The sequence below is a fragment of the Arthrobacter sp. OV608 genome, assembly GCA_900110595.1.
Lineage (GTDB): Bacteria > Actinomycetota > Actinomycetes > Actinomycetales > Micrococcaceae > Arthrobacter.
Window position 1 is genome coordinate 426,476 of the sequence record FOEZ01000001.1, and the last position, 20,833, is coordinate 447,308.

General features: G+C 64.0%; 22 protein-coding genes. 20 read left to right on the forward strand and 2 right to left on the reverse strand.

Annotated elements, in window-relative coordinates; all coding sequences use genetic code 11:
• Positions 1-33: 33 nt before the first annotated feature.
• The 19 genes from prmC to BMX78_RS02090 all read left to right on the forward strand — a co-directional run bounded on the left by prmC (position 34) and on the right by BMX78_RS02090 (position 18,927).
• Positions 34-921 carry a peptide chain release factor N(5)-glutamine methyltransferase gene (gene prmC / locus BMX78_RS02000; RefSeq protein WP_091415691.1) on the forward strand — a complete coding sequence of 296 codons (888 nt, stop codon included), beginning with the start codon at positions 34-36 and terminating at the stop codon, positions 919-921.
• Positions 918-1,742: an L-threonylcarbamoyladenylate synthase gene (locus BMX78_RS02005; RefSeq protein ID WP_255470826.1), complete on the forward strand. Its 825-nt coding sequence runs from the start codon at positions 918-920 to the stop codon at positions 1,740-1,742. The genes prmC and BMX78_RS02005 overlap by 4 nt, the downstream gene beginning before the upstream one ends.
• A gap of 1 nt (position 1,743) precedes the next feature.
• Positions 1,744-2,655: a glycosyltransferase gene (locus BMX78_RS02010; protein WP_091415692.1), complete on the forward strand. Its 912-nt coding sequence runs from the start codon at positions 1,744-1,746 to the stop codon at positions 2,653-2,655.
• Positions 2,656-2,661: 6 nt separating this feature from the next.
• Entirely contained in the window at positions 2,662-3,621 is a 960-nt protein-coding gene (locus BMX78_RS02015; RefSeq protein WP_091415694.1) for a glycosyltransferase, read from the forward strand.
• 99 nt (positions 3,622-3,720) lie between these two features.
• Positions 3,721-5,589, forward strand: coding sequence for a polysaccharide biosynthesis protein (locus tag BMX78_RS02020; RefSeq protein ID WP_091415696.1), 1,869 nt, complete (start codon positions 3,721-3,723; stop codon positions 5,587-5,589).
• A complete protein-coding gene (locus tag BMX78_RS02025; protein WP_170850657.1) occupies positions 5,589-6,611 on the forward strand; it encodes an MraY family glycosyltransferase in 1,023 nt (340 codons plus the stop codon). The genes BMX78_RS02020 and BMX78_RS02025 overlap by 1 nt, the downstream gene beginning before the upstream one ends.
• 97 nt (positions 6,612-6,708) lie before the next feature.
• Positions 6,709-7,191, forward strand: a complete 483-nt coding sequence (locus BMX78_RS02030) for a hypothetical protein (protein ID WP_091415699.1) — start codon at positions 6,709-6,711, stop codon at positions 7,189-7,191.
• Complete coding sequence (locus BMX78_RS02035; RefSeq protein ID WP_091415700.1) at positions 7,184-7,522, forward strand: AtpZ/AtpI family protein; 339 nt, start codon at positions 7,184-7,186, stop codon at positions 7,520-7,522. The genes BMX78_RS02030 and BMX78_RS02035 overlap by 8 nt, the downstream gene beginning before the upstream one ends.
• Positions 7,523-7,603: 81 nt before the next feature.
• Positions 7,604-8,404 (forward strand): F0F1 ATP synthase subunit A, encoded by an 801-nt coding sequence (gene atpB, locus BMX78_RS02040; protein WP_091415702.1) that lies wholly within the window; start codon positions 7,604-7,606, stop codon positions 8,402-8,404.
• Between the two features lie 79 nt (positions 8,405-8,483).
• Entirely contained in the window at positions 8,484-8,687 is a 204-nt protein-coding gene (atpE, locus tag BMX78_RS02045) for an ATP synthase F0 subunit C (RefSeq protein ID WP_009356484.1), read from the forward strand.
• A 52-nt stretch (positions 8,688-8,739) separates the two neighbouring features.
• Positions 8,740-9,291, forward strand: a complete 552-nt coding sequence (locus BMX78_RS02050) for a F0F1 ATP synthase subunit B (RefSeq protein ID WP_091415703.1) — start codon at positions 8,740-8,742, stop codon at positions 9,289-9,291.
• Positions 9,291-10,118, forward strand: coding sequence for a F0F1 ATP synthase subunit delta (locus BMX78_RS02055; RefSeq protein WP_091415705.1), 828 nt, complete (start codon positions 9,291-9,293; stop codon positions 10,116-10,118). Before BMX78_RS02050 ends, BMX78_RS02055 begins: the two co-directional genes overlap by 1 nt.
• A gap of 81 nt (positions 10,119-10,199) precedes the next feature.
• Positions 10,200-11,837, forward strand: coding sequence for a F0F1 ATP synthase subunit alpha (gene atpA, locus BMX78_RS02060; protein ID WP_050054632.1), 1,638 nt, complete (start codon positions 10,200-10,202; stop codon positions 11,835-11,837).
• Positions 11,838-11,910: 73 nt separating this feature from the next.
• Positions 11,911-12,801, forward strand: a complete 891-nt coding sequence (locus BMX78_RS02065) for a F0F1 ATP synthase subunit gamma (protein WP_050054633.1) — start codon at positions 11,911-11,913, stop codon at positions 12,799-12,801.
• Between the two features lie 81 nt (positions 12,802-12,882).
• Positions 12,883-14,337, forward strand: a complete 1,455-nt coding sequence (atpD, locus tag BMX78_RS02070) for a F0F1 ATP synthase subunit beta (protein WP_050054634.1) — start codon at positions 12,883-12,885, stop codon at positions 14,335-14,337.
• Between the two features lies 1 nt (position 14,338).
• Positions 14,339-14,623, forward strand: coding sequence for a F0F1 ATP synthase subunit epsilon (locus BMX78_RS02075; protein WP_013601509.1), 285 nt, complete (start codon positions 14,339-14,341; stop codon positions 14,621-14,623).
• A 10-nt stretch (positions 14,624-14,633) separates the two neighbouring features.
• Positions 14,634-15,065, forward strand: a complete 432-nt coding sequence (locus BMX78_RS02080) for a DUF2550 domain-containing protein (RefSeq protein WP_091415706.1) — start codon at positions 14,634-14,636, stop codon at positions 15,063-15,065.
• A gap of 5 nt (positions 15,066-15,070) precedes the next feature.
• Positions 15,071-16,381, forward strand: coding sequence for an alpha/beta hydrolase (locus BMX78_RS02085; RefSeq protein WP_091415708.1), 1,311 nt, complete (start codon positions 15,071-15,073; stop codon positions 16,379-16,381).
• Positions 16,363-18,927, forward strand: a complete 2,565-nt coding sequence (locus BMX78_RS02090) for a bifunctional lysylphosphatidylglycerol flippase/synthetase MprF (RefSeq protein ID WP_091415710.1) — start codon at positions 16,363-16,365, stop codon at positions 18,925-18,927. Before BMX78_RS02085 ends, BMX78_RS02090 begins: the two co-directional genes overlap by 19 nt.
• A 155-nt stretch (positions 18,928-19,082) precedes the next feature.
• Here BMX78_RS02090 and BMX78_RS02095 read toward each other — a convergent pair whose 3' ends face one another.
• Both BMX78_RS02095 and nucS read right to left on the reverse strand, forming a co-directional pair.
• Positions 19,083-19,286 carry a cold-shock protein gene (locus BMX78_RS02095; RefSeq protein WP_011692441.1) on the reverse strand — a complete coding sequence of 68 codons (204 nt, stop codon included), beginning with the start codon at positions 19,284-19,286 and terminating at the stop codon, positions 19,083-19,085.
• Between the two features lie 324 nt (positions 19,287-19,610).
• The gene (gene nucS, locus BMX78_RS02100; protein ID WP_091415711.1) at positions 19,611-20,306 is read right to left on the reverse strand and encodes an endonuclease NucS; all 696 of its coding nucleotides are present in this window, start codon (positions 20,304-20,306) and stop codon (positions 19,611-19,613) included.
• 138 nt (positions 20,307-20,444) lie between these two features.
• Here nucS and BMX78_RS02105 point away from each other — a divergent pair, with 138 nt between their 5' ends.
• Entirely contained in the window at positions 20,445-20,801 is a 357-nt protein-coding gene (locus BMX78_RS02105) for an Rv1322 family protein (protein ID WP_091415713.1), read from the forward strand.
• Positions 20,802-20,833: the final 32 nt, after the last annotated feature.

A 20,833-nucleotide genomic window follows, 5' to 3' on the forward strand; every position in this document is an offset into this window, starting at 1 on the left:
CCGCCCTGGACATCAGGACACGACATTCAGGACATGACATTCGGGCCAGGCCAGTCGCTCGCTGACGCCGTCACCGCGGCCACGGCAATCCTGCGCGACGCCGGTGTTCCCAGCCCGCGCGTGGACGCGGAACTGCTCGCCGACCACCTGCTGAACGTGGGACTGGGCCGGCTCCGCGCCATGATGCTCGGCAACACGCCGGCACCGGAAGGCTACGAAGCCCTCGTGGCCGAGCGGGCCAGCCGGATTCCGCTGCAGCACATCACCGGCGTGGCGCACTTCCGCTACCTCGAGCTGGCCGTGGGGCCCGGCGTGTTCATTCCCCGCCCCGAGACCGAATCCGTGGTCCAGCTGGTCATTGACCACGTCAAGGACATGGCGCATCCCCGGATCGTGGACCTGGGCACGGGATCCGGCGCCATCGCCGGTTCCATCGCCCACGAAGTGCCCGGCGCCGAAGTCCACGCCGTGGAGTTCAGCCCCTTCGCCCACGCCTGGGCCGCGAAAAACCTGGCGCCCCTGGGGGTCCACCTCGTGCTGGGGGACCTGCGGAACGCACTTCAGGAGCTGAACGGGACAGTCGACGTCGTGGTTTCCAACCCGCCGTACATCCCGTCCGAGGCCATCCCCAACGAGCCCGAAGTAGCCCTGCACGACCCGCCGGAAGCACTGTACGGCGGGGGAGCTGACGGTATGGAACTTCCGACGGCGGCAGCCGCCTCGGCTGCCCGGCTGCTGGTGCCGGGCGGCTACTTTGTGATGGAACATGCAGAAGTCCAGGCGGAATGGATCGCGGCAATGCTGGGCCGGTCAGGATCGTGGACCAGCATCAGCACCCGCCGGGACCTCAACGGCAAGGAGCGCGCCACCAGCGCCGTGCTCGCGGACCAGACCCTACGCAATGAAAGAATGGGCCAGTGACCACAACCTATAACTGCACCAGTGATGACGAGCGGGCACGGGGCCTGGAGCACGCACAGCGCGCGATCAGTGAAAAGAAGTGCGTCGTGCTCCCCACCGATACGGTTTACGGCATCGGGGCCGACGCCTTCTCACCGCAGGCCGTCACCATGCTGCTGGTGTCAAAAGGGCGCAGCCGCACCATGCCACCACCGGTGCTCATTCCGCGCCTCAACGCCCTGGACGGGCTCGCCACGGACGTCTCCGCTGACGCCCGCAAGCTGGCCGAGGCATTCTGGCCCGGCGGATTGACGTTGATCCTGCACGCGCAGCCGTCGCTGGACTGGGACCTCGGCGAAACCAAGGGGACCGTGGCCCTGCGCATGCCCGCCGACGACATCGCCCTTGAGCTGCTGACACTGACCGGCCCGCTGGCCGTCTCCTCTGCCAACCGCACCGGCCAGGCACCGGGACAAACTGCCGCCGCTGCCCGCGAGCAACTTGCAGAATCCGTTGAGGTCTACCTCGAAGGCGGCTTCCGGCCGAAGGAAGGCGAGACCGCCGTGCCCTCCACCATTGTGGACGCCACCGGGCCCCTCCTGCGTGTGGTGCGTAACGGAGCCGTCAGCCTGGACCAGCTCCGGGAACACGTTCCGGGTGTCCTGGGTTTGGGCGAGATCCCCATGGCGCCGGAAGAACCGGAGGAACCGGTGACTGCGGAGGCGTCCGACACTCCGGAGACAGCCGGGGATTCTGCGGCAGCGGGCCCTGCGGCTGCCGAAGCCCGCAGCGCGGCCGGCAGCAGTGCCGTCAGTACCAATGACAACAATGCGGAGAACTGACATGCAGCCCAAAGTCGCCGTCGCGGCCGTAACGTTCGACCGCCACGAGGAGCTTGCCCTGCTCCTGAAAGGGCTGGCGGAGCAGACCGCGCCCATCCATTCCATCGCCCTGGTGGACTCGGGCACCGTCCCGGCCACCGACGTCGTTAACGCCGGGGGAGCGCAGAACATCAACTACCTGCGCTCCGAAGCGAACCTTGGCGGCGCCGGCGGGTTTGCGTACGCCATCCTGGCCGCCATGGCCAGCGGCGCCGAGTGGATCTGGATGATGGACGACGACGGCCATCCCGAAGACGCCAGCTGCCTGGCCGAGCTCCTCCGCACCGCAGAGGAGCACCAGCTGGACATCATCAGCCCCCTGGTAGCAGCCACCGCCGATCCCAACCGGCTGTCCTTCAATTTCCGCATCAACGGGTTGCTCACCAACGACCGCTCCCGCCTGGCTCCGATGGGCTACCTGCCGGACATGGTGCACTTCTTCAACGGTGCACTGATCCGGACCGAGGTCTTCTACCGGATCGGTATCCCGGACGTGAAGTTCTTTATCCGCGGGGACGAAGTGGACTTCCTGTCGCGAGTGAAAAAGGCCGGGCTCAAGTACGGCACGCTGGCCACTGTTGCCGTGCAGCATCCTGCCACATGGACGGAGATGAAGCCCGTTTTTGGCGGGTTCATCACCCCGGTCATTCCCGAGGGCGAGTTCAAGCGCTACTGCTACTTCCGGAACCGTGGCTACCTGACCCGCAAGTACCGCAACCTTCGCTGGTTCAGCGCGGACATCGTCGGTTTCCCCTATTACTTCCTGAAGACTGGTGACCTCAAGGGCCTCGCACACTGGTTCAGGGCATATTCCACCGGCTTCCGCGGCAAGGGCTTCGGCTCGCCCGCGGAACTGATGTCCGCCAACAGCTAGGCCGCCGTGGAGAACCTGTACGCCGTCGTCGTCACCTATAACCGCGCCGACTTCCTGCGCAACCTGCTCGAGTCCTTCGCCCGGCTGGACACTGCCCCGACGCGGATCCTGGTGGTGGACAACGCGAGCAGCGACCACACGCCGGACGTAATTGCCCGGGCGGCTGCAGCCGGGCTGCCCATCCAGTACGAACGGCTGGAGCAGAACGTCGGCGGGGCCGGCGGGTTTTCCCGCGGCGTGGAACTGGCACTGGAGTCCGGCGCCGAATGGCTGTGGCTGATGGATGACGACGTCGAAGTGCTTCCCGGCGCGGTGGACGCCCTGGCGAAATTCACGCCGGATTACTCCTGCATGATCGGCCGCCGCTATGACGCCAACGGCAAACCGTTCTTCTGGCAGCACCATTTTGTCGAGGCACTCGGCATTTTCCTGCCGGTCTCCCGAGACGTGTTCCGGCATTCCGAGGTGTTCCGCACCAACGTGGGGAACTTTGAAGGCATGCTCATCAACGCCTCCGTGGCGCGGAACATCGGCCTGCCGGATCCGCGCTTCTTTATTACGTGGGACGACCTGATCTACGGCTGGCTGGCCGCGCAGCAAACCCCGGTGGTTTACGTCAACGCCTTTGTCATCAAGAAGGTCCGTGCCCAGCGCCAAGTGGACCTCGGCCTGCGCCACCTCAACGATTCATCCGACCTCAGCCGCCGCTACGTGATGCGAAACCGCGGGCATGTGGCGCACTACCTGCGGGCCCACGGCAAATTCAACCGGGCCGGTTTCGCCGCGGGCACCGCGCTGACCTTCCTCAAGGAACTTGTCCGCCTGGTCCTGGTTGAGCGGACCCTGAAGGGGTCCGGTGCGCTCTGGCAAGGGTGGCGTGAATCGCGCACCATCCTTGCCGACGCCGGGTGGAAACCCATGCCGCCGCTGCCGGTGTATCCGGGCAGCGGAACCCGAAGCGATTAGTATCGTTCTAAGCCCCGACGCCGTCCGACAGTTTCGCGGCGGGGTATTTTGAAACAGGCGCCTGGCCGCCGTGGTAGTGGAAGTCGGTTGCATCTTTCGTTGAGTACACAATCAGAAACGCGCGCACCTGCCGCAGTACGGGACGAGAAGCCCGCCCTCTGGATCTGGATCCAGCTCTTCCTCGACTCCATGTCGTGGGTGGTTGCGATCGGCCTGGCGCTGCTGCTGCGCTACGAAATGGGTATCCGGGTGGAACAGCTCGCCGGAGCCTGCCTCATCGCCGCGATCGCGGTGGTGGCCCAAATGCTGGCCGGCTACTCCCTCGCCCTCTACCGGGGCAGGTATCCGTTCGGCAGTTTCCAGGAGGCCAGGGCTCTGGTTTTCGTCACCGTCATCGTGGCGGCAACCATCACCGTGAGCCTGCTGGTGCTGTACGCGGAGATCAACATCGGCCGCAGCGTGGGCCTGATCGCCTTCCCCTTCGCCTGCCTCTTCATGTGCGCGGCCCGCTATGCCAAACGCCTTTATGTAGAGGGCAAGACCCGGCCCGGGGACGGAGCCCAAAACACCTTGGTGTACGGCGCCGGATTCCTCGGCAACTCCCTGGTGACCAGGATGCTGCAGGACCCGGACTCCCCGTACTTCCCGGTGGGGCTGGTGGACGACGACCCCGCCAAGAAGCACCTGCGGCTTTCCGGCGTCCAGGTGCAGGGCCGCGGCGACGACCTGCCGGCGATCATCCGCCGCACCCGGGCCAAAGTGCTGGTCCTTGCCTTCGCCAACGTGGAAGCCACCGTGGTGCGCCGCATCTCGGACGCTGTGGCCGGCCTGAACGTGCGCGTGCTGGTACTGCCCCCGCTGCGGGACATGCTGGGCACCGGTGCACCCGCCGGTTTCTCCGACTTCCGCGACGTCGCGGTGGAGGACCTGATCGGACGCCGTCCGGTGGACATCGAGGTTGACGAAATTGCCGGGTACATCAAAGGCAAACGGGTGCTGGTGACCGGAGCCGGAGGCTCCATCGGATCGGAACTATGCCGCCAGATCGTGCAGTTCGATCCGGCGGAACTGATCATGCTGGACCACGACGAAACAGGCCTGCAGCAGACCCAGATCTCCATCACCGGCCACGGACTCCTGGCAGGCCGGGATACCGTGCTGGCCAACATCCGCGACGGCGAAGCCCTGCTGGACATCTTCGAGGACCGCCGTCCGGAGGTGGTGTTCCATGCCGCAGCCCTCAAGCACGCGCCGCTGCTGCAGCAGTATCCGGTGGAAGCCTGGAAGACGAACGTCTGCGGCACCCTGAACGTGCTGCGCGCTGCCCAGCGCGCCGGCGTCACGCACTTCGTGAACATTTCCACCGATAAAGCGGCCAATCCCACCACCGCCCTTGGCCATTCCAAAAGGGTTGCCGAAAAACTTACCGCCTGGATGGCGGGGCAGACGTCCGGGAAGTACGTCTCCGTCCGCTTCGGCAACGTGATGGGCAGCCGCGGCTCAATGCTGCCGCTCTTTACCGAACAGATCCGCGTCGGCGGTCCGGTCACGGTGACAGACCCCGACGTTACACGCTTCTTTATGACTATCCCCGAAGCCTGCCAGCTCGTCATCCAGGCCGGTGCCATCGGTACCGGCGGGGACGTGCTGATCCTGGACATGGGTGAACCGGTCCGGATCCTCGATGTGGCGCAACGGATGATCGCGATGTCGGGCAAGGACGTGGAGATCATCTACACCGGCCTGCGGCCGGGGGAGAAGCTGCACGAGGAACTGGTGGGCACCGGTGAACTCGACAAGCGCCCCCTGCACCCGAAGATTTCGCACACCAGGGCCATGGAGCAGGATCCCGCCAAGCTTGACCTCAACATCTGGCTGGCCCGCTGTGAGGCAGAACAGGGCGCCAGCATCGCCGCCATTCCCGACGACGAGGCCACTGACGCCGGTGAAGTGCGGGTGGCATCGTGATGCCGTTGCTCCTCGTAGCAGGGATCACACTGGCAGCCAGCCTGCTGCTTCCCCTGGCCGTGAAGCCGCTCCTGGTCCGGATGGGAGTGGTGGATGTTCCCTCGGCACGCTCATCGCACGTGAAAGTAACAATCCGCGGCATGGGCCTGGCCACGGCACTGGCCACGGCGATTGGATACGCGGCAGCGCTGCTGCTGGGGTTTGTGACGGTGGACCGCTCCATCTCCGCCGTCGTGTTGGCCATTATTGCCGCCTGTGCCGCCGTGGGCTGGGTCGAGGACCTGCGCGGCATGTCCATCCGCGGCCGGGCAGCCGCCCAGCTCGGGATCGGTGCCGCCGGCTCCGCAGTACTCATCGTCCTCACGGGACAGTCGTTCTGGTGGCTTCCGCTGGGTGCACTGGCCATCGCCGCCTACGTCAACATCGCCAACTTCATGGACGGCGTCAATGGCATCTCCGGCCTGCACGGGGTGACAGCAGGGGTGGCCTACGCTGTTGCCGGGCTGCTGTCAGAACAGCCCTGGCTGACCGCGGGCGGCACGGTTCTGGCAATGTCCTTCCTCGGGTTCCTCCCATGGAACCTGGGCCGCGGCTCGGTATTCCTGGGCGACGTCGGCAGCTACCTGCTGGGTGCGTCGATAGCCGCACTCGCGGTGGCCGGCTTCCTCGGCGGCGTGTACGTCGAGTACGTCCTCTCGCCGATCCTGGTGTACGCGGCGGACACCGGTTACACCCTGCTCCGCCGGATCAAGGCGGGGGAGCGGTGGTACGCATCCCACCGGGAACACGTGTACCAGCGGCTCACGGACGTGGGCTTCTCGCACCTGATGTCGGCCGGAATCGTCACACTGTGCACGGCCGCAGTGATCATCCTCGGGTTCGTCGCGGCGACGGCCACGCTTCCGATTGTTGCGCTGTGCGTCGCTGCCAGCGTGCTGGTGCTGGCTTTGTACCTGGCCAGCCCGGACCTGATCCGCCGGTACCGCCGCCCGTCCAAGGTCACGCGCCTGCCCGTGACCTGAACCGTGTTCTATCTCGTGTAGAATTTGAGGGCAGCCAAAGCTGCCCTCCACACTGCCTTTTGGCCACCTGCCTTTTGGTGCCGACGATTGGGATCGAATGACCTCCAACGCCGAGTCCGGACCTGCGTCCGGCAACGGAAGAGTTGGCGCATCCGGTCCCACGCCGTCCCTCTGGCTGAACCTCCTCAAGCGCAGTTCGCTGGCCGCGGCGGCCGGACTTGTCCTGTGCGCCGTTCCTGCAGCAATCCTCGCAGGACCCGGCGGCGCCCTTTCCAGTACTGCCGGCGGGTTGCTGGTGATGCTGTTCTTCGGCATCAGCCTCCTGGTGGGGCACTTTGTGGGACGCAGCAACCCTTCCGGAGCCATCGGCATGTTCGTGGCCACCTACTTTGTCAAAGTGGTGGGCTTTGCCGCCGTCCTGTTTGTGGTCGGTGCTCCGGCGTGGCTGAACGGCCGCTGGTTCGTCGCCGGGGCCGTAACTGCCGTCGTCCTCTGGCAGGCTGCAGAAATCCATGGTTTCAGCAAAGCCCGCCTCCAGATCTACAACGATCCAGAAACCAAGGAAACCCCCGATGCGTGATCCCAGGAAGCCCACGGAAGGCACCAACGGCAACAGGGGATCAAAGGCTTCAGCTCCCGATGTATCAGGCGACGGAACCAGCGGCGGATACAACGCCGGCATGGCCGTATTCAGCTACATCATTGGCGGAATCATCGTCTGGAGTTTGATAGGGTGGGGACTGGATTATCTGTGGGGAACGCGCTGGATTGTGCTCGCAGGCGCTCTGCTTGGAGCCGTCGGAGGTTTTTACCTTTCCCACATGCATGGCCTGACCAGTTCTCGAAAAAATGCTGGGGAGCGCCATGCTGCCAGCGGGCCGTCCCAGGACGGCGACACTAATGCCAAATAATTTCACAGGGGGAACAGCAGGCCATCAGGCTGCCGGTCCCCGCCCAACGCCCAATGATGGACACTGCAGAGAGGAAACGCGTTGATCGCGCTTGCGCTCCCGGCCCAAGATTCAGGAGAGTTTACTCCTCCTGGTATTAACGAAATGCATTTGCCGGCAATCCTGCCGTGGGGTGCCGCAGAAGGATTCTCCAAGCAGATGCTGCTGGTCCTCCTCTCTGTCGTCTTTATCGCCGTCTTCTTCGTGCTCGCCGCACGCAAGCAGCAGCTGGTACCCGGCAAGCTCCAGTTCGCCGGCGAAGCCGCCTACGGCTTCGTCCGCAACGGAATTGCCAAGGACATCATCGGCGGCAGGGACTTCATCAAGTACGTCCCGCTGTTGTTCAGCCTGTTCTTCTTCATCCTGGTGAACAACATCTACGGCGCCATCCCGTTCTTCCAGCTCCCCACGTTCTCTCACGTCGGCGGCGCCTATGTACTGGCGGGCATTGTCTACTTCACCTGGATCGCCATTGGCGTCAAGAAGAACGGACTCCGTTACTTCAAGCTGGCCACCGTGCCCTCCGGTGTTCCCTGGTTCATCCTTCCGATCGTCATCCCGATCGAGATCATCTCCAACTTCCTGGTCCGGCCCGTCACGCACAGCCTCCGTCTGTTCGCGACCATGCTCGCAGGACACCTCATTGTGATGATCGCCGGCTACGGCATCGAGTTCCTCATCATGCAGGAGAACGTCCTGCTCAAGGGAACCTCCGTCCTGGTCCTGGCCGGTGCCATCGCCATGTACATGCTTGAAGCCCTGATCATGGTCCTGCAGGCCTACGTGTTTACCCTGCTGACAGCGATCTACATCGAAGGCGCGCTTCACGCCGACAGCCACTAAGGCACCCTAAGCTTCCCCTCGCGGGGATAGAGCAACCCAAACAACCTGCCACATGGGTGGCATCTTGAAAGGAAGAAAAATGGAAGGCAATCTCAACCTCGTAGGTTACGGTCTGTCCGCAATCGGCGGTGGTATCGGTGTTGGTCTCGTATTCGCTGCCTACATCAACGGCGTCGCCCGCCAGCCGGAAGCACAGCGTGTCCTGCAGCCGATCGCATTCCTCGGCCTTGCGCTGACCGAAGCCCTCGCCATCCTCGGCCTGGTCTTCGCCTTCGTTCTCTAGTCCTTAGAACGAAGCGAACTTACAGAACCGAGTAGAAAAGGACGGGTGAAATATGAATCAGCTGATCATCTCAGCCGCCACTGAGGGCGAAGTCAACCCCCTGGTTCCCAATGTCTGGGAAATGGGCGTTGTCCTCGTGGGCTTTGCCATCCTCATGTTCATCGTGGTCAAGTTCGTTGTCCCGATGTTCGAAAAGACCTTCGCCGAGCGTGCCGAGGCCATCGAAGGCGGCATTGCAAAGGCTGAAAAGGCCCAGGCTGAGGCGTCTGCTGCACTCGAAGAGTACAAGCAGCAGCTGACCGACGCCCGCGCCGAAGCCAACCGCATCCGTGAGGAAGCCCGCGCCGAAGGTGCCCAGATCCTCGCGGACCTGAAGGAAAAGGCAGCTGCAGAGTCTGCCCGCATCACGGCCCAGGCCCACGCCCAGATCGAATCCGAGCGCCAGGCGGCCGTTGTGTCGCTGCGTTCGGAGGTCGGCACCCTCGCCACTACCCTCGCCGGCCGCATCGTCGGCGAATCGCTGAACGACGACGATCGTGCAGCACGGGTTGTGGACCGCTTCCTGGCAGATCTGGAGACCCAGAACGCAGGTGCAGCTAAGTAATGGCAGGCGTATCGAGCGAATCGCTGGCAACAGCCCTGGCCGAGTTGGAAGCCAAGCTTCCGACGGCGTCGCTGCAGCTGGCAAAGGAACTCTTCGGAATTCTGGGAATGGTGGACAGCTCGGCTGGCTTGCGCCGCGCCCTGACTGACCCGTCCCGCAACGGAGACGAAAAGTCGGCGCTGGTCAGGCAGCTGGTTGGCGGAAAAGTCTCCGCTGATGCTGCAGAGATCGCGGGCGGACTGGCCAGCTCACGCTGGGCAAACGCGCGGGATATCGGCGATGCACTCGAGACTCTTGCCGCAACGGTGGTCATTTCCGTTGCTGAAAACAAGTCGGCCGTTTCTGCCTCCGGAATCTCTGGCCTGGAGGAGCTGGAGAACGATCTGTTCTCCTTCAACCAGGCCGTTGCCTCCAACCACGAGGTACAACGTGCTCTGTCCGAACCGCAGGCCAGTGCTGCAGCCAAGGCGACGCTGGCCGAAAGGCTGGTTCCCGGTGTGAGCGAGGAAGCAAGGGTCCTCATCACGCAGGCGGTCACCCAGCCCCGTGGCATCAAGGCCACCCGGCTGGTGGGTCGGTTCGCCGAACTGGCGGCCAAGCGGCAGCAGCGCTGGATTGCAACGGTCAGCGTGACCCGTCCCTTGACGCAGACGCAGCTGGCACGCCTCCAGGCGGGCCTGAATGCACTGTACGGGCGGGAACTGAAGGTCAACGTCAATGTTGACCCGGCACTCATTGGCGGCATCCGCGTCCAGGTTGGTGACGAAGTGCTCGACGCTTCGGTCATCACCCGCCTGGGCCAGCTGCAACGCCAGCTGGCCGGCTAGCCGGACAAGCACACCACAACTGATAGAAACCCCGGTCATCGTGACAACGATGATCACAAAACAGGAGAGCAGGGACTGCAGATGGCCGAATTGACCATCAACGCCGACGACGTCCGTAATGCGCTGAACGAGTTCGCGGCGTCCTACGAACCCGGAAACGCAGAACGCGTAGAGGTCGGCCGCGTAACCACCGCTAGTGACGGCATCGCCCGTGTTGAGGGCCTTCCCTCGGTCATGGCGAACGAGCTGCTGCGCTTCGAGGACGGCACCCTGGGCCTGGCCCAGAACCTGGACGTCCGCGAAATCGGCGTTATCATCCTCGGTGACTTCACCGGCATCGAAGAAGGCCAGGAAGTCCACCGGACCGGACAGGTTCTGTCCGTTCCCGTTGGCGACGCCTTCCTCGGCCGTGTTGTCGACCCGCTGGGCGTGCCCATCGACGACCTCGGCGAGATCAAGGCCGAGACCACCCGCGCACTGGAGCTCCAGGCTCCCGGCGTAACCCAGCGCAAGTCGGTGCACGAGCCGATGCAGACCGGACTCAAGGCCATCGACGCCATGATTCCGATCGGCCGCGGCCAGCGCCAGCTGATCATTGGCGACCGCCAGACCGGCAAGTCTGCGATCGCGATCGACACCATCATCAACCAGAAGGCCAACTGGGCTTCGGGCGATGTGACCAAGCAGGTCCGCTGCATCTACGTGGCAATCGGCCAGAAGGCGTCAACCATTGCCGCCATCCGCCAGACCCTCGAGGACAACGGCGCGCTGGAGTACACCACCATCGTGGCGTCCCCGGCATCCGACCCCGCAGGCTTCAAGTACCTGGCACCGTACGCCGGTTCGGCCATCGGCCAGCACTGGATGTACGGCGGCAAGCACGTCCTCATCGTGTTTGATGACCTGTCCAAGCAGGCTGAGGCTTACCGTGCAGTGTCGCTGCTGCTCCGCCGCCCGCCGGGACGCGAAGCGTACCCGGGCGATGTCTTCTACCTGCACTCCCGCCTGCTGGAGCGTTGTGCAAAGCTCTCCGACGAGCTGGGCGCAGGTTCCATGACCGGCCTGCCGCTGATCGAAACGAAGGCCAATGACGTTTCGGCCTACATCCCCACCAACGTGATCTCCATCACCGACGGCCAGATCTTCCTGCAGTCGGACCTCTTCAACGCCAACCAGCGTCCTGCTGTTGACGTTGGTGTGTCTGTGTCCCGCGTGGGCGGTGCCGCACAGGTCAAGTCCATGAAGAAGGTTTCCGGCACGTTGAAGCTGGACCTCGCCCAGTACCGCGACATGCAGGCTTTCGCCATGTTTGCCTCGGACCTGGACGCCGCTTCACGCCAGCAGCTGACCCGCGGTGCACGCCTGATGGAACTGCTGAAGCAGGGCCAGTACTCGCCGTTCCCGGTGGAGAACCAGGTTGTGTCCATCTGGGCCGGCACCAACGGCTACCTCGACGACGTTCCGGTTGAGGACATCAGCCGCTTCGAGTCGGAGTTCCTGGAGCACCTGTCCCACAAGTCCTCCATCCTCACCACGCTGGCGCAGACCAACGTGCTGGACGATGACACCGTTGCAGCTCTGAAGTCCGCCATTGTGGACTTCAAGAAGGGCTTTTTCGGCGAGGGTGACAACCACCTGGTAGGTGCCGGCCACGAGGAGCATGACGCTATCTCCGAGGGCGACGTTGACCAGGAAAAGATCGTCAAGCAGAAGCGCTAATTCCATTGACCGGGTGTGCCGGGCCGCCAAGGTCCGGCACACCCGGTTTAGGGAATGTTAGGAAAGGATAAGTATGGGAGCCCAGATTCGGGTCTACCGCCAGAAGATCAGCTCGACCACGTCGATGCGCAAGATCTTCAAGGCGATGGAACTGATCGCTACCTCGCGCATCGGCAAGGCCCGTGCGCGCGTAGCAGCTTCACTGCCTTACGCGAACGCGATCACGCGCGCCGTTTCTGCTGTCGCCAGCCAAAGCGAAATCGACCACCCGCTGACCACTGAGCCGGAGCAGATCCGCCGTGCCGCCGTCCTGGTAATCACCTCGGACCGCGGCCTGGCCGGATCCTACTCGGCAAGCGTGCTCAAGCAGGCGGAAGGTCTCAACGAGCTGCTCCACGCCGAAGGCAAGGAAGTCAAGACGTACCTCGTCGGACGCAAGGCGCAGGCCTACTTCGAGTTCCGGAACCGCGAATATGCACGGGTCTGGACCGGAGGCACCGACGCACCGGAGTTCGCCACCGCCCGTGAAATCGGCGAGGCGCTGCTCACGGAATTCGCCACCGACTATGAAGAGGGCGGCGTGGACGAGATCCACGTGGTGTACACCCGCTTCAAGTCCATGGTCACCCAGGAGCCCACGGTCATCCGCCTGCTTCCCCTGGAAGTAGTGGAAGAGCAGGCAGCTTCTGAATCGGACCTGTTGCCGCTGTACGAGTTCGAGCCGGAAACCGAGCGTGTTCTTGACGCCCTGCTGCCGCGCTACATCGAGTCACGCATCTTCGCGGCCATGCTGCAGGCAGCAGCTTCCGAGCTCGCTGCACGCCAGCGCGCCATGAAGTCCGCCGGCGACAACGCCACGGACCTCATCAAGAAGTACACGCGTCTGCGCAACACGGCCCGCCAGGCTGAAATTACGCAGGAGCTTTCCGAGATTGTTGCCGGCGCCGACGCCCTCGCGTCCTAGCCTGCTGCAGCCGGTTCCGCTGGACCTGCACCACCACAGATAAACTTAAACCCACGCCATCTACTGAGTGAAGTGAGAGAGATGACTGCCACTGCTACCGAACACGTAGCCGCAACGTCCGGTGCCACCGGCCGCATTGCGCGCGTAATCGGCCCGGTTGTCGACGTCGAATTCCCGGCCGACGCAATCCCGTCCATCTACAACGCCCTCACCACCGAGATTACTCTCAACGGTGTAACCAAAACGATCACGTTCGAGACCTCCCAGCACCTGGGTGACAACCTCGTCCGCGCCATCTCCCTGCAGGCCACCGACGGACTCGTCCGCGGCACGTCCGTAGTGGACAGCGGTGCCCCCATCTCCGTGCCGGTCGGCGACGGTGTCAAGGGCCACATCTTCAACGTCCTGGGCCAGCCCCTGGACGTTACCGAGTCGGAACTGGAGATCAGCGAACGCTGGCCCATCCACCGCAAGGCACCGAGCTTCGCTTCGCTCGAAGGCTCCACCGAGATGCTCGAAACCGGCATCAAGGTCATCGACCTCCTCACCCCGTACATCAAGGGTGGAAAGATCGGCCTGTTCGGCGGCGCCGGCGTCGGCAAGACCGTTCTGATCCAGGAAATGATCACCCGTGTTGCCCGCAACTTCGGTGGTACCTCGGTATTCGCCGGCGTGGGTGAGCGTACCCGTGAAGGTAACGACCTCTGGGTTGAAATGGAAGAGGCAGGCGTCCTCAAGGACACCGCCCTTGTGTTCGGCCAGATGGACGAGCCGCCGGGAACGCGTCTGCGCGTGGCCCTGTCCGCACTGACCATGGCGGAGTACTTCCGCGATGTGCAGAACCAGGACGTGCTGCTCTTCATCGACAACATCTTCCGCTTCACCCAGGCAGGTTCCGAGGTTTCCACCCTCCTCGGCCGCATGCCCTCGGCTGTGGGCTACCAGCCCAACCTGGCTGACGAAATGGGCCTCCTGCAGGAGCGCATTACGTCCACCAAGGGCCACTCCATCACCTCCATGCAGGCCATCTACGTTCCCGCAGATGACTACACGGACCCGGCACCGGCCACCACCTTCGCACACCTCGACGCGACCACGGAACTTTCCCGTGAAATCGCCTCCCGTGGTCTGTACCCGGCTGTTGACCCGCTGACGTCCACCTCCCGCATCCTGGATCCCCAGTACATCGGCAAGGACCACTACAACACGGCTGTCCGTGTGAAGCAGATCCTGCAGAAGAACAAGGAACTCCAGGACATCATCGCCATCCTTGGTGTTGACGAACTCTCCGAAGAGGACAAGATCGTCGTGTCGCGTGCACGCCGTATCCAGCAGTTCCTCTCGCAGAACACCTACACCGCCAAGCAGTTCACCGGCGTCGAGGGCTCCACGGTTTCCATCAAGGACACCGTCGAAGGCTTCTCAGCCATCTGCGACGGCGAGCTGGACCACATCGCGGAGCAGGCGTTCTTCAACGTCGGCGGCCTCGATGACGTTGAGCGCCAGTGGGCCAAGATCCAGGAACAGACCAAGTAATATGGCTGAGCTTGAGGTTGAGATTGTCGCAGCGGACCACTTCGTGTGGTCCGGAGCGGCCAAGATGGTCAAGGCCCGCACCAGCGATGGTGAAATCGGAATCCTGCCCGGCCACTCGCCCCTGCTGGCGATCCTGGCCGAGGGTGAGCTGGCTATCCAGCCGGTTTCCGGGGACCGTATTGCGGTAGATGTCGACGGCGGGTTCTTCTCCGTGGACAACAACCGTGTGGTTATTGTTGCTGACAACGCCCACCTGGGCGGCTCGGCTACCGCTGGGATCCGCTAGCACCACCTTGATGGACGCACCGAGTCTTCCGTTCATCGCCATGGCAATCACGTTTGGATTGCTGGTATTTGCACTGTGCCTTTCGGGGGTGCGCCGCTTCAACCTGCGGCGTGCCCTCGGCACGGTGGACGCCTCCATTTGCACGGCTGGAAACAGCTGGCAGGTGGGGGTTTGTCGTTATCAGGACAACGACCTCGAGTGGTTCCGCCTGTTCTCGTTGAGTGTCCGGCCGAAGCACAAATTCAAAAGGCATTCACTGGAGCTGCTGGGCCGCCGCAAGCCCACGGAGGCCGAGGCAGTGAAGGTCCAGCCCGACGTCGTTATTGTTGAACTCCGCTACGAGGGGCAGGATCTCCGCCTTGCCATGAAGTTCGACGCCTACGCCGGGCTGTCCTCCTGGCTGGAAGCCGGGCCGGTCATCGGCGTGGGCACCTGGCGCTAGCCACTGTGGACTGGGTTTTTGACGTCCGTCTCACCGACGGCCCGGTGTACTGGGCTTCCCTGGTCCTGGGCCTGGCGGGTGCCGTGTATCTGCTCGCACCTCCCGCACCGACGGGCCGACGGCGCTGGCTTGTCCAGGTGGTTGCCGCCGTTGCAGCAGCCTTCGCCCTGGTGGCCACGGTCCACTGGGCGCTGATTAATCTTTTCTCCGTCTTCCCGGAAAACATCCCCGATGCCGTCCTGCTCTGGGTGGTGCCCGCCGTGGCCGCCCTGCTCCTGCTCCTGCTCCGGCTGCCCCGAAGCAGCTGGCCCCGCCGCGCCACCGGCCTGGCCGCGGTTCTGCTGGTCGCGGCCCTGTCCTGCGTACAGGTCAACGCCTACTTCGGCCTGAACCGGACCGTCAGTGACCTTCTCGGCACTGCCGTGGCCCGAATCCCCATGCTTGAACCTGGGCTGATGCGGCAGGACGGAGCGGCCGACGGCGTCCCGCTCCACGGGTGGGCGCCGCAGGGTGAGCTTCCGGCCGGGGGAGTCCTGCGCAAGGCTGCCATTCCGGGCACCGCTTCCGGCATGGCCACCCGCGACGCGTATATCTACCTGCCGCCTGCGTACTTCGCCAGGAACCGGCCTGCCCTGCCCGTGCTGGTGCTGATTGCCGGCCAGCCGGGCGGGCCCCCGGACTGGCTCACCGGCGGGGCGCTGGACGGACACATGGACTCCTTCGCCGCAGCCCATGGAGGCCTGGCGCCGGTGGTGGTCATTCCCGATCCCAACGGTTCCCAGTCCGCAAACACCATGTGCATGGACAGCCGGATCGCGCAGGCCGATACGTTCCTTTCCCGCGATGTCCCCGACTGGATCAGTTCAACGCTGGCCGTAGACACCAACCACCACCAATGGGCTATTGGCGGCTTTTCCTTCGGCGGCACCTGCGCGCTGCAGATGGGAACCCGGCACCCCGACCTGTTCCCCGCCATCCTTTCGTTCTCCGGCGAAGCCGAGCCGGCGCTTGCCAAGGAGCGGCAAAAGACGATTGATGCCGCCTTCCCCGGGAAACCGGAGGAGTTCGACTCGCAGACCCCCCTGGCCCTGATGAAAGAGCGGCGCTTCGACTCCAGCGGCGTGTACCTGACGGCCGGACAGGACGACCCGGAATTCGTGGCCTACCTTAATACGCTTGCCGCTGCCGCCCGGGAGGCCGGCTTCGACGTCCGCGCTTACACGGTGGAACATACGGGCCATTCCTGGGACACGTCCTCCAAGCGGATTGCCGATGCCCTGCAGTTCCTTTCCGACAGATGGGGGCTGGGCCAGTGACTTCCGGACAGCAGATACGAACGGCATCCCTGGCCTGGACAACAGTGGTACGCCCCGCACGGGACCGGATCCTTACCGGACTGAAATCGATGCCGTTCTCGGTGGCGGTGCTCGCGGTGCTCCTGGTCACCGGCGCCGTCACGGGCAGCTTCCTGGCAGGGCCGCCGGAGCAGTTGCTCGACGGGGCCGGAGTCAGCGGACCGGGCCTGCGTGCCGGGAACTGGTGGTCCCTCTTTACCAGCCTCTTCTTCGCCACCAACCCATTGGCCTACATCTCGGCGTCGCTGATGATCCTCGTGCTGTTGGGCCTGGCGGAGCGGAGGCTGGGAACACCTGCCACTGTGGCGCTGTTCCTCGGCGGCCAGTTCGGGGCCGTCACGATCTTCCTGCTGATCACCCAACTGGCCGGCTACGTTGGTGACGGATGGCTCGACCGGATGGCAGACGACATCCTGATTGGACCCTACCCGGCAGTCCTGGCGGCAGGCCTTGCTGCCACCGGACGGCTGCCCGTCCTCTGGCAGCGCCGGCTGCGGACCGGCGTGCTTTCGATTTCGCTCCTGCTGGTGTTGTATGTCGGGCATGCCGAAACGGTCATCGGCCTGATTGGCGCCGTCCTGGGACTCCTCGTGGGCTGGTGGATCCAGGGTGACCACGGCCAGCTGCACCGGCACCGTTCCACCGGCCGTGAGGCGCGGAACCTGCTTGCCCTCACGGTTGCCGTCTTTGCGGTGGGCCCGATCCTGACGGGCATTGCGCGTGCGCCCACAGGTCCGCTGGCACTCCTGCGGGAGGTGGTCCTGAATCCGATGCCCACCCTTGCTCAGCTCGCATTCAACTGCGGCACCACGGTGGAGGCATCCTGCCTGGAAGCCGGAAGGGCGGGTTTCGCCGGGCCCTTCGGCCTCGCCCTGGCGGTGGTCCCGGTGGTGCTGCTGCTGATCTGCGCCGACGGGATACGCCGGGGCCGCCGCCTTGCGTTGAACATCGCCATTGCCATCCAACTAGCCGTGACCGCGCTGGCGGCCGTCTATCTCGCCCTTTTCGCCCTGGTTCCGTCCCGGCCCCACGGTACCTCCGCGCCGCCCATGGGTTCGGCCTTTGCCCACGTGCTTCCACTGGTCTGCGTACCCCTGCTGCTGGCGGTGCTCCTCTGGCTGAACCGGCGTCAGTTCCGCGTCCAGACAGTTCCGGCCGCACGCCGGATGCTGGCCTTCGTGGTGGGAGGTTCGTGGCTTGTCCTGGCCGCCGGCTACGCCATCGCCTGGTTGTGGGCCGGGGGACTGATGCGCGACGGCGGCCTGCTGGGACTCTTTGCCGAGCTGGCCCGGCAGTACGTGCCGGTACCTATTCCGCAGCAGTACCACCGCGTTTTTGCCGACCGGAACACGGTGGAAGCGGTCCTCTTTGCCTACTCGGGCCCCGTGTTCTGGGTTATTGCGCTGGTGACTGTCTGGTGGGCCCTGCTGAGCGGACACCATGGCAACGATTCCGGGCGGCAGGACAGGATTAAGGCGCGTCAGCTGCTCCACCAGGGCGGCGGACCGCTCTCCTGGATGGCGCTGTGGGAACCCAACACGTACTGGTTCAGCCCCGACGGGCTGGGCGCGTTCGCATTCCAGCGGCACGGCAGCGTGGCACTGACGCTCGGCGGCGCTTTTGGGCCTGCAGACGCACAAGTGCGCGTAACGGAGGAGTTTCTTGGTCACTGCAGGGGCGAGGCCATGATCCCGGCCCTCTACTCCTGCGACGATGCAGTCTGGCCCATGCTGCAGGAGCGCGGGTATTCCCGCGTTGCCGTGGCGCAGGAGACACGTCTGGCCATCCGCGAACTGGAGTTCAAGGGCAAGGAATGGCAGAACGTCCGGACTGCCCTGAATCGGGCCGCGAAGCTGGGGGTCGAAGCCGTGTGGGGAACATATGCCTCCCTGCCGGCCGTACTGCGTTCAAAGCTCAGCGAAGTCTCGGAGGAATGGGCAGCCGGAAAAACAGTTCCCGAAATGGGCTTCACCCTGGGCGGGATCGACGAGCTCGACGACCCTGAGGTGCTGTGCTGCCTCGCCGTGGATGCCAATGGTACAGTCCATGGCGTGACCAGCTGGCTGCCGGTGTACGACGGCGGGCGGCTGGTCAGCAGGACGCTGGATGTTATGCGCCGGGGTGCTGATGGATTTCCGGGCGTGATGGAATTCCTGATCGCCTCCGCGGTACTTGAGCTGCGCGATTCCGTTGAGGTCATCTCCCTCTCGGGGTCTCCGCTGGCGAGCCTTCCCGGCTCCGGGGCGGAGGCCAATCCGGACGGGCAGGACCGGGCGGACAACCTGGTCCGCATCCTGGACCTGGTGGGGCACGCCCTTGAACCGATCTACGGATTCCGATCACTGGCCGCATTCAAGTCGCGGTTCAAACCCGAGTACCGCGCCCTATATCTTTACTATCAGGATCCGTTGCACCTGCCGGCTATAGGCCGGGCATTGACGCGGGCCTACCTGCCCGGGCTTTCCCTTCCGCAGGGCGCCCGGCTGGTCGGCAAATTGGTGAACTGATCCGGCTGCATTCACACGCACAATCCGCATTGCCCCGGATAAAACAGTCCGCTAGTGGTGCAGGACGGGTTTGAATTAAGCAACAAAGGCCTCCGGCAGAATTGCCGGAGGCCTTTGTTTCGCTACCGGCCGCATTAAGCGGCCGGCAGGCGGGACTAAACCAGCGTGACGCCGGTAGCCTGGGGACCCTTGGCGCCCTGGCCGATCTCGAACTGAACGCGCTGGTTCTCGTCGAGGGTCTTGAAGCCGCCGGTCTGGATCTCGGAGTAGTGAACGAAGACATCACCATCGGAGTCATCCGGGGTAATGAAGCCGAAGCCCTTTTCAGCGTTGAACCACTTGACGGTTCCCTGTGCCATTTATTTCTCCTCATTGTGGAACTTTTTAAGATCGGCACACCTCGTGCCGGCCTTGGTCACTCCGCGAGAAGAATCCTGGATTGCCTGTCCGGAAAGGGACTGGCGCTGCAGGAGCTTCGCGCTCGCAACATGTCTTGCGAGCATGAAAAACACCTACACAAAGACTGAGATAAGAATTTCATGCCAGTAGGCGGAGGTCAACGGTTTGGGCGGTCAAACGCATAAATTTTAGGTAAAAGGCCGGTTAAATGTCCTTGTTGGAACGAATTCAACGCCCCGGGAAGGGCAGTCTGCTGATTATCTGAGTCCTGATTAAAAGCAGCGTCAGAAAAGCCGGGACTCAACGTCGTCCACGCCGCGCATTGCATCGTAGTCGAGGGTTATGCAGTCGATGCCGCGGTCGTTTGCCAGGACCTTGGCCTGGGGCTTGATCTGCTGGGCCGCGAAGATTCCGCGGACCGGCGCCAGCAGCGGATCCCGGTTCAGCAGTTCAAGGTACCGGGTGAGCTGCTCAACGCCGTCGATATCGCCGCGCCGCTTGAGTTCCACGGCCACCGTTGCACCGTCCGCGTCCCTGGCCAGGATGTCCACAGGCCCAATTGCCGTGAAGTATTCCCGGCGGATCAGCGAATACCCTTCGCCCAGCGTTTCAATCTGCTCGGCCAGAAGCCGCTGCAGGTCCGCCTCCACGCCGTCCTTGATGAGGCCGGGGTCCACGCCCAGGTCGTGGGAGGAGTCGTTCAGCTTTTCGTGGATGTTGATGATGAGGCGGTCATCGGTCTTGGCAGACTGCACGGTCCACTGCTCAACGACGCCCAGTTCCAGGTCCACGTCTTCCGGGGACGAAACCCGCAGGGTGGCCGGCGGGCTCATCCAGTTCAGCGGCTTGTAGGAGCCGCCATCCGAATGGACCAGGACCGAGCCGTCGGCCTTGACCAGCAGGAGCCTGGTGGCAAGGGGAAGATGGGCTTTGAGCCGGCCAACGTAATCAACAGAGCATCGGGCTATGACAAGTCGCACGCCGTACAGACTACCGTCTGGCGCGGCAAGTGCCCGCCCTGGATGGTTCTGCGGACGGGATTTTGCCACGGCGGCACCAGCCGTCCGGGAGAAGGCCGGCGGGAGCTGGCACGGGCCGGCCTGGGGCAGAATGGAGGCATGCCGCGTTCCAACCGACCCCGCCGTCCAGTGTCCGGAAAAGCCGGAGCCGGGTCCGGCCGGGCGGGGGGAAAGAAAGGGAGCGCTGACGTTCCCGAGCTGGACCTGGAACGCGCGCGTGCAGGCATTGCCCGCCGGGAGAGTGCTCCCGACGGCGAGTGGATGGTCCGCACCATGACCGCCAAAAACGCGGAAAAGACCTACATCTGCCCTGAGTGCTCCACCGCCGTGCTGCCCGGAGTTGCCCACCTGGTGGTGTGGAAGGATGACCATCTTTTCGGCGCGGCAGCCGGCCTGGCGGAACGGCGGCACTGGCACACCAACTGCTGGAAGACCCGCAGCTACCGGTACCGGTAACGGCACGGGGCGCGGCTGTCGCTAAGCTGGCA

Coding starts and splice junctions, on each gene's coding strand:
- prmC (WP_091415691.1), top strand. CDS start 34: ATGACATTCGGGCCAGGCCAGTCGCTCGCTGACGCCGTCACCGCGGCC.
- BMX78_RS02010 (WP_091415692.1), top strand. CDS start 1,744: ATGCAGCCCAAAGTCGCCGTCGCGGCCGTAACGTTCGACCGCCACGAG.
- BMX78_RS02025 (WP_170850657.1), top strand. CDS start 5,589: ATGCCGTTGCTCCTCGTAGCAGGGATCACACTGGCAGCCAGCCTGCTG.
- BMX78_RS02030 (WP_091415699.1), top strand. CDS start 6,709: ATGACCTCCAACGCCGAGTCCGGACCTGCGTCCGGCAACGGAAGAGTT.
- BMX78_RS02035 (WP_091415700.1), top strand. CDS start 7,184: ATGCGTGATCCCAGGAAGCCCACGGAAGGCACCAACGGCAACAGGGGA.
- atpE (WP_009356484.1), top strand. CDS start 8,484: ATGGAAGGCAATCTCAACCTCGTAGGTTACGGTCTGTCCGCAATCGGC.
- BMX78_RS02050 (WP_091415703.1), top strand. CDS start 8,740: ATGAATCAGCTGATCATCTCAGCCGCCACTGAGGGCGAAGTCAACCCC.
- BMX78_RS02055 (WP_091415705.1), top strand. CDS start 9,291: ATGGCAGGCGTATCGAGCGAATCGCTGGCAACAGCCCTGGCCGAGTTG.
- atpA (WP_050054632.1), top strand. CDS start 10,200: ATGGCCGAATTGACCATCAACGCCGACGACGTCCGTAATGCGCTGAAC.
- BMX78_RS02065 (WP_050054633.1), top strand. CDS start 11,911: ATGGGAGCCCAGATTCGGGTCTACCGCCAGAAGATCAGCTCGACCACG.
- atpD (WP_050054634.1), top strand. CDS start 12,883: ATGACTGCCACTGCTACCGAACACGTAGCCGCAACGTCCGGTGCCACC.
- BMX78_RS02075 (WP_013601509.1), top strand. CDS start 14,339: ATGGCTGAGCTTGAGGTTGAGATTGTCGCAGCGGACCACTTCGTGTGG.
- BMX78_RS02080 (WP_091415706.1), top strand. CDS start 14,634: ATGGACGCACCGAGTCTTCCGTTCATCGCCATGGCAATCACGTTTGGA.
- BMX78_RS02090 (WP_091415710.1), top strand. CDS start 16,363: ATGGGGGCTGGGCCAGTGACTTCCGGACAGCAGATACGAACGGCATCC.
- BMX78_RS02095 (WP_011692441.1), bottom strand. CDS start 19,286: ATGGCACAGGGAACCGTCAAGTGGTTCAACGCTGAAAAGGGCTTCGGC.
- BMX78_RS02105 (WP_091415713.1), top strand. CDS start 20,445: ATGCCGCGTTCCAACCGACCCCGCCGTCCAGTGTCCGGAAAAGCCGGA.